The organism is Mesorhizobium loti (genome assembly GCA_014189435.1).
Classification (GTDB): Bacteria; Pseudomonadota; Alphaproteobacteria; order Rhizobiales; family Rhizobiaceae; genus Mesorhizobium; species Mesorhizobium loti_G.
This window is the reverse complement of record CP050295.1, coordinates 430,119-446,352: the sequence shown is the minus strand read 5'-3', so window position 1 is coordinate 446,352 and position 16,234 is coordinate 430,119. Positions and strand designations below refer to the sequence as shown.

General features: G+C 59.5%; 12 protein-coding genes and 2 pseudogenes. 4 read left to right on the top strand and 10 right to left on the bottom strand.

The window, feature by feature from the left end; genetic code table 11:
* Positions 1 to 28: 28 nt before the first annotated feature.
* The 3 genes and pseudogenes from HB777_39135 to HB777_39125 form a co-directional block, all read right to left on the bottom strand.
* On the bottom strand, positions 29 to 1,249 hold the full coding sequence (locus HB777_39135; protein QND69766.1) for an aminotransferase class I/II-fold pyridoxal phosphate-dependent enzyme: 1,221 nt from the start codon (positions 1,247 to 1,249) through the stop codon (positions 29 to 31).
* Between the two features lie 33 nt (positions 1,250 to 1,282).
* Positions 1,283 to 1,390: pseudogene (locus tag HB777_39130) on the bottom strand (phosphoenolpyruvate phosphomutase).
* Between the two features lie 142 nt (positions 1,391 to 1,532).
* Positions 1,533 to 1,914, bottom strand: a pseudogene (locus HB777_39125) (IS6 family transposase).
* A gap of 461 nt (positions 1,915 to 2,375) precedes the next feature.
* Between HB777_39125 and aepX the strand changes: the two are divergent.
* The 4 genes from aepX to HB777_39105 all read left to right on the top strand — a co-directional run bounded on the left by aepX (position 2,376) and on the right by HB777_39105 (position 6,850).
* On the top strand, positions 2,376 to 3,338 hold the full coding sequence (aepX, locus tag HB777_39120; protein QND69602.1) for a phosphoenolpyruvate mutase: 963 nt from the start codon (positions 2,376 to 2,378) through the stop codon (positions 3,336 to 3,338).
* Between the two features lie 39 nt (positions 3,339 to 3,377).
* Positions 3,378 to 4,604 carry an aminotransferase class I/II-fold pyridoxal phosphate-dependent enzyme gene (locus tag HB777_39115; protein ID QND69601.1) on the top strand — a complete coding sequence of 409 codons (1,227 nt, stop codon included), beginning with the start codon at positions 3,378 to 3,380 and terminating at the stop codon, positions 4,602 to 4,604.
* Positions 4,605 to 4,608: 4 nt separating this feature from the next.
* The gene (locus HB777_39110; GenBank protein QND69600.1) at positions 4,609 to 5,499 is read left to right on the top strand and encodes a phosphocholine cytidylyltransferase family protein; all 891 of its coding nucleotides are present in this window, start codon (positions 4,609 to 4,611) and stop codon (positions 5,497 to 5,499) included.
* A 250-nt stretch (positions 5,500 to 5,749) separates the two neighbouring features.
* A complete protein-coding gene (locus HB777_39105; protein QND69599.1) occupies positions 5,750 to 6,850 on the top strand; it encodes a histidinol-phosphate aminotransferase family protein in 1,101 nt (366 codons plus the stop codon).
* An 868-nt stretch (positions 6,851 to 7,718) separates the two neighbouring features.
* Here HB777_39105 and HB777_39100 read toward each other — a convergent pair.
* From HB777_39100 to HB777_39070, 7 genes are all read right to left on the bottom strand, one after another.
* Positions 7,719 to 8,798, bottom strand: coding sequence for an IS5 family transposase (locus tag HB777_39100; protein QND69598.1), 1,080 nt, complete (start codon positions 8,796 to 8,798; stop codon positions 7,719 to 7,721).
* A gap of 286 nt (positions 8,799 to 9,084) precedes the next feature.
* Positions 9,085 to 10,551 (bottom strand): alkaline phosphatase family protein, encoded by a 1,467-nt coding sequence (locus tag HB777_39095; GenBank protein ID QND69597.1) that lies wholly within the window; start codon positions 10,549 to 10,551, stop codon positions 9,085 to 9,087.
* 293 nt (positions 10,552 to 10,844) lie between these two features.
* Positions 10,845 to 11,708, bottom strand: a complete 864-nt coding sequence (locus tag HB777_39090; protein QND69765.1) for an ABC transporter permease — start codon at positions 11,706 to 11,708, stop codon at positions 10,845 to 10,847.
* 9 nt (positions 11,709 to 11,717) lie between these two features.
* Positions 11,718 to 12,653, bottom strand: a complete 936-nt coding sequence (locus HB777_39085; protein QND69596.1) for an ABC transporter permease — start codon at positions 12,651 to 12,653, stop codon at positions 11,718 to 11,720.
* Positions 12,653 to 13,645 (bottom strand): ABC transporter ATP-binding protein, encoded by a 993-nt coding sequence (locus HB777_39080; protein ID QND69595.1) that lies wholly within the window; start codon positions 13,643 to 13,645, stop codon positions 12,653 to 12,655. Before HB777_39080 ends, HB777_39085 begins: the two co-directional genes overlap by 1 nt.
* On the bottom strand, positions 13,642 to 14,715 hold the full coding sequence (locus tag HB777_39075; protein ID QND69594.1) for an ABC transporter ATP-binding protein: 1,074 nt from the start codon (positions 14,713 to 14,715) through the stop codon (positions 13,642 to 13,644). Before HB777_39075 ends, HB777_39080 begins: the two co-directional genes overlap by 4 nt.
* Positions 14,715 to 16,160, bottom strand: coding sequence for an oligopeptide ABC transporter substrate-binding protein (locus HB777_39070; protein ID QND69764.1), 1,446 nt, complete (start codon positions 16,158 to 16,160; stop codon positions 14,715 to 14,717). The genes HB777_39075 and HB777_39070 overlap by 1 nt, the downstream gene beginning before the upstream one ends.
* Positions 16,161 to 16,234 lie beyond the last annotated feature (74 nt).

Below are 16,234 nucleotides of genomic sequence, written 5' to 3'. Positions count from 1 at the left end.
ATTCGTTGTCATAGCATTTCCCTTCTTCCTATTGACGCTGACGCGTCTCCCCGTAGTCCCAGGCGTTGAGGAATTTGACGAGCCGGCTAAGGCCCATCTCGAGCTTGTCCGGCGGAACGCCGTAAGAGAGGCGAAGACCGAACGGGTCGCCGAACGCCGTGCCGGACACCGCCGCGACTCCGGCCTTAGCGATCAGTTCCCGAACCAGCTTGTCCGCGTCGCCGTCGCCAATCACCAGGTTCCAAGGTTCCGGAGCCAGAAGGCTTTTGATGTCGAGATAGAAATAGAATCCACCCATGGCCGTCGGCGCTGGAATCCTCGAAAGATCCGAAAGTGCTCTCAGCCCCACCTGTCGGGAAGAGGTGAGCTGTGACCGAAGCTGGTGTTCATAGCTGCCGTCGGTGTTTTGGAGATGGAAAAGCGCGGCGTGCTGGGCGATCACGTTCGGGTTCGATGTCGTATGCGACTGGAGCGCTTTCACGGCACTGATAACGTATTCCGGACCCGCAAGGTAACCGATCCTCCAACCCGTCAGAGCAAGCGACTTGCTGAAAGCGTTGACGATCAGCGTCCGGGATCGCACTTCCGGAAGCACCGAGACGATCGGATGATGGTGCACGTCGGCATGGACGAAATCTGCGTAGCATTCATCGAAAATGATCCAGAGGTCATGTTCTATCGCAAGCTCCCCGATCCCGCGCAGAATATTGGCGTTGTAAACGGTGCCGGTAGGATTATTTGGCGTGTTGATTACAATCGCACGGCTGTGCGCGGTGAGCGCTGATTCAATGTCCTCGATGCGCAGCGCGTAGCCATTGGACCGAGTATCGACATGAACAGGAGTACCGCCAGCGATCCGCACTTGGGCGGGAAATGTCGTCCAGTAGGGCGCCGGGATGATGACCTCGTCGCCCGGATTGAACAGCACCATGGCGGCGTTGAAGAGAGCCTGTTTGGCACCGGTCGTGACCGCGATCTCGTTGGCAGACCACGCCAGGCCGGTCTCAACTGCAACCTTTTTGGCCAACGCCTCACGTAATTCCACAATGCCAACTGTGTCGGTATACCGGTTTGCGCCCTTGCTGATGGCGTCGATTGCCCCGTCACGGATCGTTGGCGCGAGGTCGGACCAGATTTCGCCGGCAGTTAGATCGACGATTTCAATGCCCGCATCGGCTGCTTCTTTCGCCGCAGCGCGGGCCGCTGCGGTTCCCGACCCTTTGAATAAAGCTGTCCTGTGCGCGAGCATTTGCGCCTCCTGGCAATCGCGTTCCTCGTTCATCTCCGGATAGGCCGTGGGCACGATCACGATCGGCACATTTCCGCTCCAGGCGCGCACGAAGCTCTCGACTTCGTCCGGCGTCTTCTGTTTGGAGTGGACAAGGAGAAGTTACCGCTCTCATCTGCGGATGACCAAGCATATGCCGTGCCAAAGGAGAAATCTTTTCGGAACAATACGATAGCTCGAACGCGGCTGTGTCGCATGTCCGACATAGTCGGATGCCGTCATCTAAGCCAGACCAACCGGAAGGCGATCGCTTCCCGTCGATAACGACCCGAGCGGGCTGGCCATGACGGTGCAGCGATTTTCTGAAGAAGCGCTCGGCCGCCGGCAAGTCACGCCGTTCGCTGAAATAGAATTCGACCGTGTCGCCGACACTGTCGTTAGCGCGATAGAGATATATCCACTGGCCCGGACCTTTATGTAGGTGTCGCCGACGTGCCACCTGCCGGTGACGGCCCGCTTGCGCCGGTTGAAACGCTCCAGCAACAAGGGCGAGAAACGAACGGTCCAGCGGTGGATGGTCGTGCCGCAATGCCCCGCTCGGCCATCATCTCCTCAAGATCGCGCAGGCTCAGATGGTAGGCCAGGTTTCAGCGTACGCACAGCAGGATCACTGATTGGTTATGCATGCGGTCGCGCAACGCCAGACTCCTTCCGAGCAGAAGCGATTCCGATGCGGGTATATCAGAACGTCGCCGGCGCAGAAAACAGCCGATGCGGATGCAGTCTCTACAACCTGACTGTTCACAGCGATTTTAGAAGACGCCACGACATCGTCGTACATCGGACAGCGCGGATAGCAGTCGAATGACGCGTGAACTCCGCTTCTCGCGGAGGAATTCTGTCCGCCATTCCAGGGAAGACGGTGGGCCGACACTACTGCCGGGTTTGTCGAGTGAGCGACACGGGCTGTTCGGCTTGGCTCCTGCTCCCATCATCATTCAAGTCATTGATAAATATCGAGAGCGCCTTTTTGAGGCTTTTCCTGCGCAGTTGGCACGACTTTTGAGACTTCCTCCTAGAAAGGCGGCAGGCGCTGCTGACTGATTTCATTGATATCGCGATTATGGAACGAAGGGAGGAAAGCACCATGTCAGATCTGCTTCGGTTGCGTAAACTATCGGAAAAAGGGCGTCACCTGCGGAATCCAGGCGGCAATGCAAGCGAAGGTATATCTACGCTTCGTGACCTCATTTGCATCCGTGACCGACCGTCATTCCTTATGGAAGCCCATGACGCGCTCTCCGCGGCGATCGCGCAGCGGGCCGGTTTCAAGGGGCTTTGGGCGTCCGGCCTCTCGATCTCCTCCAGCCTCGGCTACCGCGATGCGAACGAGGCCTCTTGGACCCAGGTTGTCGAGGTCGTGGAACGGATGGCGGACGCAGCGGAAATTCCAATCCTCGTCGATGGAGAGAACGGATTCGGCAATTTCAACAATGCCCGTCTGGTCGCTCGCAAGCTGCGGCAGCACGGTGCGAGCGGCGTTTGCCTCGAAGACACCGCGTTCCCGAAGATGAACTCCTTCGTCGGCGACCGCCATCCGCTGGCGGAGATCGGCGAGTTCTGCGGTCGCCTTAAGGCCGTCAAGGACCAGGTTCCGGATCCGGAGTTCGTTCTCGTCGCTCGAATCGAGGCGCTGATCGCCGGATACGGTCAGCAGGAGGCGCTTGCACGAGCGCACGCCTATGCGGACGCCGGCGCCGATGCGATCCTGATCCACTCCCGCAAGTCCGACGCGGAGGAGATCTTCGCCTTCGCGCGAGCCTGGCAGAACCGACTGCCCGTCGTGATCGTACCGACAAAATACCACCGCACGCCCGTCGCCGATTATCGGGCGGTCGGTATTTCCACGGTCATCTGGGCCAACCACAACATGCGCGCGGCGATCTCGGCGATGCGTCAGGTGTGCGACCGTATCATCCAGGAAGAGAGCATTACCGGTATCGAAGATGAGGTAGCGACGCTCGACGAGCTGTTCGAATTGATGAACTACGGCGAGCTCTCAGCGGCAGAAGAGAAATACCTTCCTCGGGCAGTGAACGACAAAGGATAGCCGCGGCAGGCGGTTTTGCCGAAAAAGATGGGGACGCGCATGTTGGCGCAACGGACAAACTTGTTCAACTCGTCGGGGACCGCGGCCGCCCGCGCCGCGGCGAAGGCTGCCGCTGATGCCGGGATGGAGATTGTTGATCTCACGGCCGGCGAGATTTGGAGCGACCTGGCACCGACGATCCGGGACGGAGCGATCGAGGCGATCCGACAAGGCCTGAACCGCTACACTGACACGATCGGCTTGATGGAGTTGCGCGAGGCGCTGGGACGGAAGGTATCGGTCGAGACGGGGCAGCTCTGGCGGGCAGACGAGATCGCCGTGACGAACGGCGTCAAGCAGGCTCTTTTCAACGTGGCGATGACGCTGATCAGTCCCGGCGACCAGGTCATCATTCCCGCACCCTACTGGACGACATTCCCAGCGCAGGTCCAGATCGCCGGCGGCACCCCAGTCCATATCGACACGCGAGGAAACGGCTACGTTCCACGGATCGACGACATCCAACGCGTCATCACGCCGCTGACCCGGGCCATCGTCGTCAACACGCCCGCCAACCCCAGCGGCGCCGTCTACGACGCGGAGACCCTTGCGGGCATCGCCTATTTGGCGATGGATCGGGACCTCTGGATCATCTTCGATGAATGTTACTACCCCTTCACCCATGATGGCCATCGGCATCATCCGGTTGTGTCGCTCGTCCCGGAGGTCCGGGCCCGGACGGTGATCGTCAATGCCTTCTCCAAAAGCCTGGCCCTCACCGGCTGGCGCATCGGGTATCTCGCTGCGCCGAAGGAACTGATCTCGGCTGTCAAGGCGCTGCAGTCGCACACGACATCGAACCCGAATGTCGTTGCCCAGCACGCCGTGCTGCACCACCTCCGTGAGGGAGATGGCGCCTTTGAAGCCCGGCTCAAGGGTCAATTGACGGCGGCGCGGCAGGGTGGGCTTTCCGCCCTATCCGGGCTGCAGCGCGCGCCGATGCTTGAAGCACAGGGCGGGTTCTATTTCTATCTCGATCTGTCGGGCCTGTTGCGGCCGACGCTCGCCAATGATGACGCCAGGACAGCCGACGACATCGTGGCCGCGCTGCTCGCGCAGGCCGGCGTGGCCGGCGTGTCAGGCACTGCCTTCGGCGATCCCATGGGGCTCAGGCTCTCCTATGGCATTCTGCCGGGGCAACTCGAGGCGGGCCTAGAGCGTGTGGTCGGCGTCCTTAACGCCTGGACCGAAGGAACCGTCGCAACAACCAAAATAAGAGGGGCTTAGACCCATGGGTGCAATTGCTCCGAGAAAGGCGGTGATTCTTGCCGCCGGGTTTGGCTCGCGCCTGCGTCCGCTCACCGATCTGCGGCCGAAGCCGCTGGTCGAAGTCAATGGCACGCCGATCCTTCACAACGCCTTGCAGAACCTCGAGGCAGTCGGCGTGCGGGAGGTGACGATCGTCGTCGGCTATCTCAAAGACGCGATCCAATATTCCTGCGGCCGACGCTTCGGTGGGCTCGATATCAATTATGTCCAGTCGACGGTCTTCGACCGGACGGGCAGCGCCTACTCGCTATGGCTGGCGCGCGATGCGCTTTTGGCCGGGGACACCTATCTGCTCGAAGGCGACGTCTTCTTTGAGGGGGACGCGCTTCGGCGCTTGACGATAGATGACGCGGCGAATTCAGCCGCAGTAGCGCCTTTCAATCCGTCGATGGAGGGCTCTGCAGTAATCTTATCCGAAGGCGGATTTATTTCGGAGATTCGGCTTAAACAAACAGCTGCGGACCTACTTTCCGGCGGCCCGGCTCTCTTCAAGACAATGAACCTCATTCGCTTCTCCGACGCCACGCTCCGCACGATAATCGTGCCTGCCCTTGATGATCTCATCGGTTCCGGTGCGATCGAGGCTTACATGGAGGAGCTTCTTGCTCATCTCATCAAAAGCCGCGGCCTCCGGCTTGCGGCTGCCCGCTGCGATGAGCTGCGATGGTACGAGATAGACACCGAGGCCGATCTAAGAACTGCAGAGAACATATTCTCACCTTATGCGGATACCCTTTCCGGCATCAAGATGAAAGAAATCGAAGCGGAGATTGAGAGGCGCGCCCCGGGCCTCCAACGGGTTCAAAAAAACATCTACAAATTGTTTTGGCCAAATCGAGATGGTGCTCACTGAACCGGGCGGATTCGGCGAGTGCTTTTCGATTGCCATGCCGCATTCCGAGGCGATGATGGCAGCCACCTGCTTGGACATGTGGAGATCCTACCACAACGTCCGGAGCCAAATCGGCTCCGAACGCTGGGGTTAAATCTTAAACCTGATTGCTGATCGCGTAGCTGGGAAAACCGAGGTCATCACACTCATGCAGGCACGGTTCGGTCAATCTGAACCGGACCAATAGTGGATAGATATGGGGGCCTAGATCATGAAACCTACACCGTTGCCTAGCGAGCCGCTTAGTCGTTCACTCGTTCATGATTTTCCCGGCGGATATTGGCGCTATGGTGTCACCGATCATGTTCTGCTGGTAAATCTATACTTTCCACCCCATGGTTTTTATACCGCGCTTGGCGAGCGGCTTCCGGAGCTCATCAGTTGCTATCCGTCACCGCAGCCTCATATTGCTGAGCAGTTGGGCAGCTTGATTTCCCAAAATCCGCAGAACCTCGCTGTTGGCAACGGCGTTGCGGAACTGATTCATGCGAGCATCCAAGCGCTAAACTGGCGCTTGGCCGTTCCGACACCGTCCTTCAATCCATACGAGCAGGTGGTGTCGCCCGAACGGCTGGCGCGGTTTCCTTTACCTGCTCCGGACTTCGAGCTCGATGTCGAGAAGTTCGCCTGGCATGCGATAGCGCATAACGCCGACGCGGTCGTTGTCATTTCGCCGAACAATCCAACCTCTAGGGGAGTGTCACGGCAGGAGCTTCTCCATCTCACAAAAATACTCTTAGCGCGAAATATCCGACTAATCGTCGATGAATCGTTCGTCGAATTCACCCCCGAGGGTGCTTCCGGAAGTATCGAGGGCACAATCCACGAATATCCAAATCTTGTGATATTCAAAAGTCTTGGGAAGATATTCGGCGTTTGTGGGCTACGTCTCGGCTACATGCTCGCAAGCGATCACAAGCTGATATCGTCCGTGCGAAGAAATTTGCCGGCTTGGAATGTAAATACCTTAGGAGAGTTTTTCCTCCACGCTCTGCCGAGCTATCAGCGCGAAGCAGAGGAAAGCTGGACTCAGGTGCGCCGGGATCGCGACCAGCTCTATTCAGAACTCGCGAAGATCCCTGATATGCATGTACTACGGCCCGATGCAAACTTCGTCTTCTGCCGCCTTCCAGATGATTGGCCAGATGGAGCCGCGCTCGCGGAAAAGCTCCTCGCGCACCATCGAGTCCTGATCCGCCACAGTGGGGCTAAAACGCTCAGCAAGGGAACTCGGTACCTGCGTATTGCTGCGCGGACGTTCGACGAAAACAGGCTTCTTGTAGAGCGCCTTCAGGAGGTCGCCGAAACATAGTGTCGGTACGAAACGAGAAAGAAAATTGGAAAACCAATGGAAAATCCAGCGTATCTCAGGTGTGGCCCCGCGGAGAAGCTCGGGATCGGCTTTTGGCCCGCTGACGTGGTCGGTCGGGACCGCCGGCGTTTACGACGGCGACATCGCCGAGAAAGAAATCGACACTTCTTGAGCTGGATCGATTGTTGCAGGAACAAGGGACTGGCAAGCAGAATCTCCTTTCCATCCCAATCTATCTCAGCGACCTCAAAGAGAAGCCTGTTTTCGACGATATCTGGGTGGAGTGGGATTGGTCCGGAAACTCTGCCTATTGCCTCAGCGCGCATGCGTCCAGGCCGAGCTGGAACATGGCATACGAGTGGAGGTCGTGGCCGTCGCGTCGCGGCCTGTCGAATAGGCAATCGATCAAATTTGCGGTTGAGGAGGTCAGAATTGACTCTACTATTCTTAAAGGAACCCGAGCATCGAGATCGCGATGGCGCTGGGCGACCTGAGCACGCAGATTCGAGAATCGACTTCACCGCCGACGCCCCCGGGGAATCAGCCATGAATGCCTCTCCCAATCTTTCTGCAACTCCTGCAAAGCGTCGAATGGCATCTGACGCATTTGCTTGCGGGAGCAGTATCAAAATCAAAACCTGCGCCGCGAGCAGTTAAGATGGCTGGGGAGGGTGCAACCACCGTTACGTGCGATCGAATTCCAACTGTCAGCTGGACAGATCGATTTACCGCGGTTTTTGAACGGCAAGGCGGACAAACGGGTGCGGTTGGCCGAATCTGACACTATGACAAGGTTTTCGTCCCTTGCCTGGGTGGGGATGGCTGATCGATTTCGGCGTTGCGTCGGCGGTTTTCGCCGCACTCGCCGTTATGCGGACGCAGTTTGCCCCTCGTGCCAGACGAAGCGGGTGAGATTGTAGGCAAGGTTGGCCATGCCGATCTTCGTCCTGGCGCGGGCGATGCCGATGGTGCGCACGAACAGGCCCATCCTGGATTTCTGCTGCGCGAAGACGTGTTCGACGAATGCGCGGGTTTTCGATCTCCGCCCATTGGCCCGCGACGTCGCCTCGCTCATCGGCCGACCCTTCGGCTTCTTCTGGTGGATGTCAGAGACGTAGCCGTTCTTCTCTAGCCACTCCTCGTTCTTTTTCGAGCGATAGGCCGTGTCGGCCCACACCGTCGAGCCGGTGTTGCCGCGGTTGAGGACATTGCGAAGCTGCGCGCCGTCATAGGCCGCCGCGCTCGTGACGTTCCAGCCGCGGATGAAGCCGTGCCGACGATCGATCGCGGCGTGGTTCTTGTAGCCGAAGGCGGGAATGGCGATGTCGCGCTGCTGCACCTTTCCATCCTCGGCCATCTTGGCCTTCGAGAACTTCACCGTCCAACGCGCGTCCCGGTCCTTCTGGCGCAGCTTGGCGGGCTTGTCTTTCCACTCGTCCGGAACCTTGCCCGCCTTGATGTCAGTCTTCTCGGCGTCGGTGTTGCGCTGCTTGGGCGCCGCCACGATGGTGGCATCGACGATCTGCCCGCCCATCGCCAGGTAGCCGGCCTTGCCGAGGTGCTTGTCGAAACGGGCGAACAGGTTATCCACCGCGCCGGCCTGTGTGAGATGCTCCCGGAACAGCCAGATCGTCTTGGCGTCCGGCACCCTGTCTCCGAGACCCAGCCCGAGGAAGCGCATGAAGGATAGTCGGTCCTGGATCTGGAACTCGGCCTGGTCGTCAGACAGGCCGTAGAGCGCCTGCAGAACCATGATCTTGAACATCATCACCGGATCGCAAGGCGGCCGACCACCCTTCGCGCCATCGGAGCGCTTCAGCGCCTTGCCCAGCGGCTTGCGGAAAACCTCCCACGGCACCACCGCATTCAGCTTCTCCAGCGGATCGCCGGCCTCGCTCAGCCGGACATATCGCTCGTCAATGTCCCAGAAACCAGCCTGTCCCCGCATCCACTGCCTCCGTGCAAATCAACGCGTCGAGTGAATCAAAATCCGGTTCCAAAGGCGAGGTATTTCGAACTGTCCAGCTTCGAATGGCGGATTCAAGCGAACTTGTTAAGCAGGTTAGACATGTATTTTGATAATCTCTCTGGGATCCTGTTCAGATCCGCACCGTGACTTGAGCGTGAAGTCGTGCGTGCCAACGCGCGGGGGAAAGGCGCAACAAGCATCGGCGCATCACGTTCATGGTCGCCTTTTCCTTCGTCGAAGGCTGCCTCTGCGCAAACATGCGGCCCTACCCTTCTGCAGTTCCGCTCTCGATGTAGGTCGATGCTCTGACCTGGACACGCCGAAGAACCTGCCTGAAACGGCCAAGCCCGGCATCAAAAGCTTCACTGCGACTTTCGGGGGCGGCCTTCTGTCCTGGCTCCACAACTTCGGTCAGAACGCGGCCGGTCATCCTTTCAGGCGGCGCTATTCCAAGTAGATGCAGAATGGTCGGTGCAAAATCGCAGATACCGGAAGGGATCGTGGAGACGGAACGTTGGGCCGGGAAAGCTGAACCGGCGACAATTCCGAGAGCAGTCAACTCCTTCGGATGCAAGCCACCATGGACGCTTAGACAACGGTTGTTTTCGTAGAACGTGCCGCCGACAAGGCCGAATGGATCGACACTGTCATTCGCGCGGAACGAAAAGGACACGTCCGGAGCGCGGACATGATCGATGAAAACAAGGTGGCTGCCGAGACTGCCGAGGGCGATCCCCTCGATATCATTCTTAGCGCGGGTAAAGACCGGCCCGCACCACGGCTCGCCGGTGATCGTCGCCACGATCCGGGCGATCCGTTCGTCGCTTGGCTCAGCGAGGTAGAGCGCGCCGACTTGCCCGGGCACCACCACGACATCGACATCCGGTGTGGGTGCGGTACCCGGTCGGTAGCCCGCATCACGCAGGCACTCGACGACCGAAACCTGGGTATGACCCGTAATGTGTCCGTGGTCGGAGATCGCGATGATCTGCACGCCTTCAGCACGTCCCTCCGCTTCCCACCAGTCGAGCACCCGGCCAAACTGCCGGTCGCAATGCGCGATGATGGCGCGAGTCGCCTCAGCGCCTGTGCCATGGAAGTGCGAGGTGATGTCTGGCTCGCCGTAGGAGAGGACCGTGACGTCCGGCCGGTATTTCGGCCAGATGACATCGAGAAATGCTGAAGTGATCCAGTCTTGCCCGGCCTTGTCAGGCTCATTGCTGGGCGGTCTTGGCGGCAACGGCCCGACAAGCTCTTCGGCTTCAGCCAGCAGATCGTCCGGCGTGCAGGCCTCGCGGAAATGCCCCGAGAGCCGAACCTGCCCGAAATCCTCCGCCTTGTGGTGGAAAAAGCGCGTCGTGCCCGGCGAGTTGGTGGCCAAGACGGCAAGACTCCGACCGGCCGAAGCGAGGACTTCCCCTAGTGTCTGTGTGGACATCAGCCGCCCACCACTTTCCAGGTCAAGCTTGCGCAGGAGAGCGGCGTCTGCTGTGTCGATGTAGCGGGACGGAGTGACTGAACGGTCGACATATTGGTTCCCAACCATGCCGTGCCGGCTCGTGGTCGAACCGGTGACGAAGCTGGGAAAGGCCGAGCGGGTTTCGCTTGGATAGACCGTGCGATGGTTCGACAGGGTGATGCCATGGGCCTGTAGACGGCAGAGGTTCGGAGTCAGGTCGGGTTCGACCAGGTCAGGACGCAGGCCGTCGAAGCTGACGATGAGGAAGTGCATGCCGTGTATCTCGCAGTTCACGTTTGACAAATACGCCATTTCGCTAGCAGTCGCATATCGCGAGATCACGCGACAAAGACTAGCATGGGTCGGAAGCGTCGGCGCCGATTAGCATGAACGCTCCGAGACCGCGGACATACCAGGGCAACTCATATGCGGTCGTCCTCTTTGGCCAAGTGATAAGCAACGGAGCAACCGATCGCCCCGCTCCAATAACAATCGTTCTCATTCGTGAAACCCTGCGATCTGTTGGATCCTCTTGCGCCTGGCAGGCCGCAGCCTTCGCTCCCACGTTACTGCAGTCCGTTGTCCAACCGGTCGCGCAGCCAGTCGCCCAACAGGCTGATGGAGAGCGTCGTCGTAACGATCAGCGCAGCTGGCGCAAACATGATCCATGGCGCACGTGTCATATACTCCCGGCCATAGCCGAGCATGTTTCCGAGGCTCGTCATCGGGGGCTGAACGCCAAGGCCCAGAAAGGACAGGCTGCTTTCCATGAGGATGATCTCCGGGAAGGTCAGCGTCATGGAAACAATGAGCGTTGATGAAATATTCGGGAGGATGTGCCGCAGATATACCTGCGTTGGGCTCGCACCCAATTGACGGACGGCGCCGGCGTAGCCTTGCGCACTGGCGGCGATCGCAAGCCCGCGTGCGATACGTGCATAGCGCTCCCAGCCGTAAAGCCCCATCAGTCCAATGAACAACGGCAAAGCGTTCCCGAAAAACGCAAGCACCGAGAGCGAAAGAATGAGGAAAGGCATGGCCGCCTGGAAGTCAGCTAGCATCAGGATGAATTGCCCGACGCGACCACGAAAGTGGGCCGCAGCAAATCCCATCGTCGTGCCAAAGCAAGCCGAAATCAGCGTCGCCCCCAGCGCGACCAGAACCGAGATACGAACGGACACGATCAATCGCGACAGAATATCGCGTCCCAGTTCGTCTGTTCCGAGCAGATGCTGCGGGTGGAATGGCGAGGCCAGCCGGTTGGGTAGATCAAGTGCAGTGTACTGGTAAGGGGTGATTTCATCGGCGAGCAGCGCTACGGCGACGACAAAAACAACCCAGAGCACGCTGGCGATGACGGAGAATGGGATCCGACGATGTTTAGTGTTCTTCCGCTTGCCAGCTGCTGTTTCGGTCACGTTTTCTATCATGTTCATGTCTCAGCGTCCTCCGGTCGAATTGGCTTCGGCCAGGCGTGGATCGAGGAAGCCGTAGAGAAAGTCCACGACGAGATTGGAAAGCACCATTGCGACAGCGACCAGCAGGAGAATGCATTGCACGACCGCCAGGTCCCGCGCAGTTACCGATACGACCAGCAGATTGCCAAGACCCGGCCAAGAGAACACGCTTTCGACCACGACCGCACCCGCGATCAGGTTGCCAACCATGAAGCCGACTACGGTAACAGTTGGAATTGCGGCGTTCGGCAGGGCGTGACCACGCACAACCGCAGCCCAAGGGATTCCCTTGGCACTGGCAGTGCGGATGTAGGGTTGCCCCAGCACTTCCAACATCGCGCTTCGCACGAAGCGGGCGAGTACGGCGGCGCCGCCAACGCCGAGAGTGATAATCGGCAGGATGAGATGCTGTAGACTGCCCTTGCCGCCGGTCGGCAGCCAGGCAAACCAGATTGACAGGACTTGAACCAAGACGAGTCCGAGGACAAAGCTTGGTACCGTATAGCCGGCGACCGCCGTGACCATAACGGCGCGGTCGATGGCGCTGTCCCGGTGCAAAGCGGCATAGATACCGGCTGGAATGCCGATCGCCAATTTCATCACAAGTGCAGGCAGGGTCAGCATGAGCGTTGCCGGGATACGTCCCAGGACAAGGTCAAGCGCTGGCCCGCCTCCACGCATCGAGCGGCCGAGTTCGCCCTGGAAAATCGCTGCGAAGTAGTGGAGATATTGCATCCAGAGAGGCTGATCGAGACCCCACTCCCGGCGAAAGGCGGCCATGGCCTCGGGCGACGCATCGTCGCCCATGATACTGCGGGCTGGATCTCCGGAAAGCCTGAGGACGATGAAGGCGAATGTGATCACCAGCACGACTGTCAGAACGGCGCGGAGGATACGGGTAGCAGCGAACCGAAGCATCAGATTCCAACCTCCTTGGTCGGTTGGGCGGCATCGACGGCATGACAAGCGACGGAGCGTCCGTCCGGCAGAGTTGAGAATGTGGGGGAAACGCTCATGCACTCCGGCCGCACGACGGGACAACGAGGGTGGAACGCGCAGCCGGTCGGACGGGCCGCTGGATTGGGTGGTTCGCCTTTGAGTATGATGCGCTCTCGTGTGCGCCGGCCAGCAACAGGGACTGCCGATACCAAGGCCCTGGTGTAAGGGTGCGTAGGGTTCGAGAGCACAAGATTTGTCTCGCCATATTCGACGATGCGCCCAAGATACATCACAGCAATACGCTGACTGACCTGGCGAACCACTTTCAAATCGTGACTGATAAAGAGAAGACTGAGACGCAGTTCCTTTTGGAGGTCCATGAGAAGGTCCACCACCTGGGCCTGGATCGATACGTCCAGAGCCGATACCGGCTCGTCGCAGACCAGCAACGCCGGTTGCATGATCAGCGCCCGGGCAAGAACAGCCCGCTGACGCTGCCCACCCGACAGCTGATGCGGCAGACTTGCGGCATGACTTGGATTCAGGCCAACCGCGTCGAGCATCGCCAGAGACTTGTCGTTCCGCTCCGATGCAGATCCGATGTCGTGAATGTCGAGTGGTTCGCGGACCTGGTCGAGGATGGACAGCCGGCGGTCCAGCGCGGCGAGTGTATCCTGGTAGATCATCTGCATTTGCGTGCGCATGCGGCGCCACGCTGGTGTATCAGTGGTCGGCAGTTCAGACCCGCGGAAGAGCACATATCCGCTGTTCGACCGTTCAAGACCAAGCGCGATCCGTCCTGTGGTTGATTTTCCTGAACCGGATTCGCCGACGAGCCCCAGCGTCTCCCCCTGTTGCAGCGACAGCGATACTTCATCGACGGCATGGACAGGCACCTTTCTTGCGAAGAGACCCTGCCGCGTCGAATAGCTTCGGGAAATGCCGTGCAGTTCAAGAATGTTTGCAGTCATGCCAGCACGCTTTTGTTGACGTTCGGGGATTGCTGGGCCTCTGTGGCGGCCCCTGCAACGCAGGCGGAGAAATGGCCGGCTTCGGTTTGCGCGAGTGGCGGGATGGTTTCTTCACAAACCGCCATACGGTGCGCACAACGGGGCGCAAACGGGCATCCTGGAGGCATGTTTGTCGGCTCGGGCACCTGCCCTTCAATGGGAATGAGCCGATGCAACGCGCCGTCGAAAGGCGGTACAGCCGCAAGGAGACCTTGCGTATAGGGATGCAGCGGGTTTGCAAAGATGGAGTCTGACGGCGCCGTCTCGACGACACGGCCGCCATACATGACCATGATGCGCTCGCAGGTTTCGGAAACGACGCCGAGATCGTGGCTGATGAGAACAAGGGCCATGCCCGTCTCCCGCCTGATGGTGTTCAGGAGGTCGAGTATTTGTGCCTGGATCGTGGCGTCGAGCGCGGTGGTCGGCTCGTCGGCAACCAGGACGTCCGGTTTTCCGGCGAGCGCCATGGCAATCATGACCCGCTGGTTCTGGCCGCCAGACAGCTCATGGGGATAGGCGTCGAGCCGACGCCCCGTGTCCGGCAGGCCCACGAGGTCCAAAAGACGTTTCGTTTCGGCCCGAATGCTCGATCCCGACACCCCCTGATGTCGCGCGAGAACTTCGCCAACCTGTCTCCCAATCCGGATGACAGGATTGAGTGCGCTCGACGGATCCTGAAAGATCATCGCCACGCGCCCGCCCCTGATCCGGTCGAGCCGCGAGGCTGCTGCACCCAGCAATTCCTCCCCGTCCAGACGGACGCTTCCCAACACGGTGGCCGTGCGCGGCAGCAGCCCGAGCGCGGCAAGCCAGGTGACGGACTTGCCGCTACCTGATTCGCCCACAATACCAAGTGACTCGCCCCGTGAAAGCGTGAGGTCGATCCCCCGAATTACCCGGACGCCGCTGAAGTCGACGGTCAGGCCTTCGACCAAGAGCAATGGTTGCGACGACGAAGTCGCCGGGAACGCGGATGCTGGAGCGGTGCCGACGAGATTTGCCATCGCCGTCCCTGCTGGCGTGGTCATCAGTTCTGCGTATAGGCGGCGTTGAAAGGACCGAAGTTCAGGTCGAGTGTCTGACCCGGGACCCAGGCGATATCCTTGCGCTTGCCATAGAACTGACCGGAACCGTGGAGGATCACGCAAGGCGGATCCTCCCGGTCGACGATCTCGAGCATCCGGCGGATGATCGACCGGCGCGCCTGTGGATCGACGGTTTCCTTCAGCTTTTCGCCAAGTCCAAAATATTCTTCGTTGCTCCAGATACCCTCTTTGACGTTCGCCCCAGATGATCCGAAGACGCGCCAAGCGTGGCCGAGCGGGTCCGGGAAGGTAGCGGTGTTTGAATCGTCGTAGATTGCGTTGATCGGCTTGCTTTCGATCAGGGCCCAGTTCTCCATCATCTGGATTTCGACATTAATGCCGACCGCTCGCCACATTTCGACCATTATCTGCGCACTGGCAACCTGGTTGGGATAATAGTTGTTGAGCAATCGGTAGCTGATGGTTTCGCCCTTATACCCGCTTTCGGCGAGGAGCTTGCGCGCCAAGTCGGGATCGTAGGCCAAGGCTGGGAAGTCCTCGATATAGGCTTCGCCGAAGCTGGGGAGTTGGTAGCCGTTGGGAATGAGCAGCCTGTCCTGCCAGAGCGCCTGAACGATAGCCTTGCGATCGAGGGCGAGGCTGAGGGCGCGGCGGACGCCTACCTTGCCGAGGATCGGACCGGTCGTATCGATATTCAGTGCGCGGATATTCTGAACGGGGCCGCCGGAGACTTCGAGTTTGGGGTGCTTCTCGATTTCCGAGAACATGTCCGGAGAGAGATCCGTGATGAAGTCCACTTCGCCTGCGATGAGCGCGTTCATCCGTGAAGCCAGTTCCGGGATGATCCTAAAATGAATCCCTTCTAAAGGCGGCAGCCCACCCCAGTAGCCATCGTGTGCAGCCAGAACGACTTCGACATCAAGAGATTGGCTGACGATCCGATACGGGCCTGTTCCGACCGGCGCTGCCGTCCAGGCGTCCCAGGAACCCGCAGTTTCGAAAGCGCGTTTGCTGACGATTTCGGCGCCCCACGACGCCAGCCGCTTCTCAAGCAATGCATCGTCGCCCTTGGCATGAACGATAACGGTGTGGCTATCGACGATGTCGACCTTTTCGATCGTGTCCAGAGTCTCCATGGCGGTGGCCTTCCCTGCCATGTCGGGGCCAAGCAGGTGCTCCGGGCTAAAGCTGAAAGCGACATCGTCCGCGGTAAATGGGCCGCCGTCATGGAACGTTACACCCTTGCGCAGGAAAAGGCGAACTGACTTGGCGTTCACCCGTTCCCAACGTTCTGCCAGGGCTGGGCGCAACGCCATGTCGGGTGTCTGGTCGAAAGCGATCAGAGTGTCGAACATTTGCGGTGCTATGCGCCGTGTCGCGGTGTGAGCATACAAAACAGGCTCGACGGCGGGCGGGAAGCCGGACATGCCGATTCTAAGGGTGCGGCGAGCGGCGCCCTGGGCCTTCGCCGAAGGTACTCCAGTCATTGCCAGAAGACTGC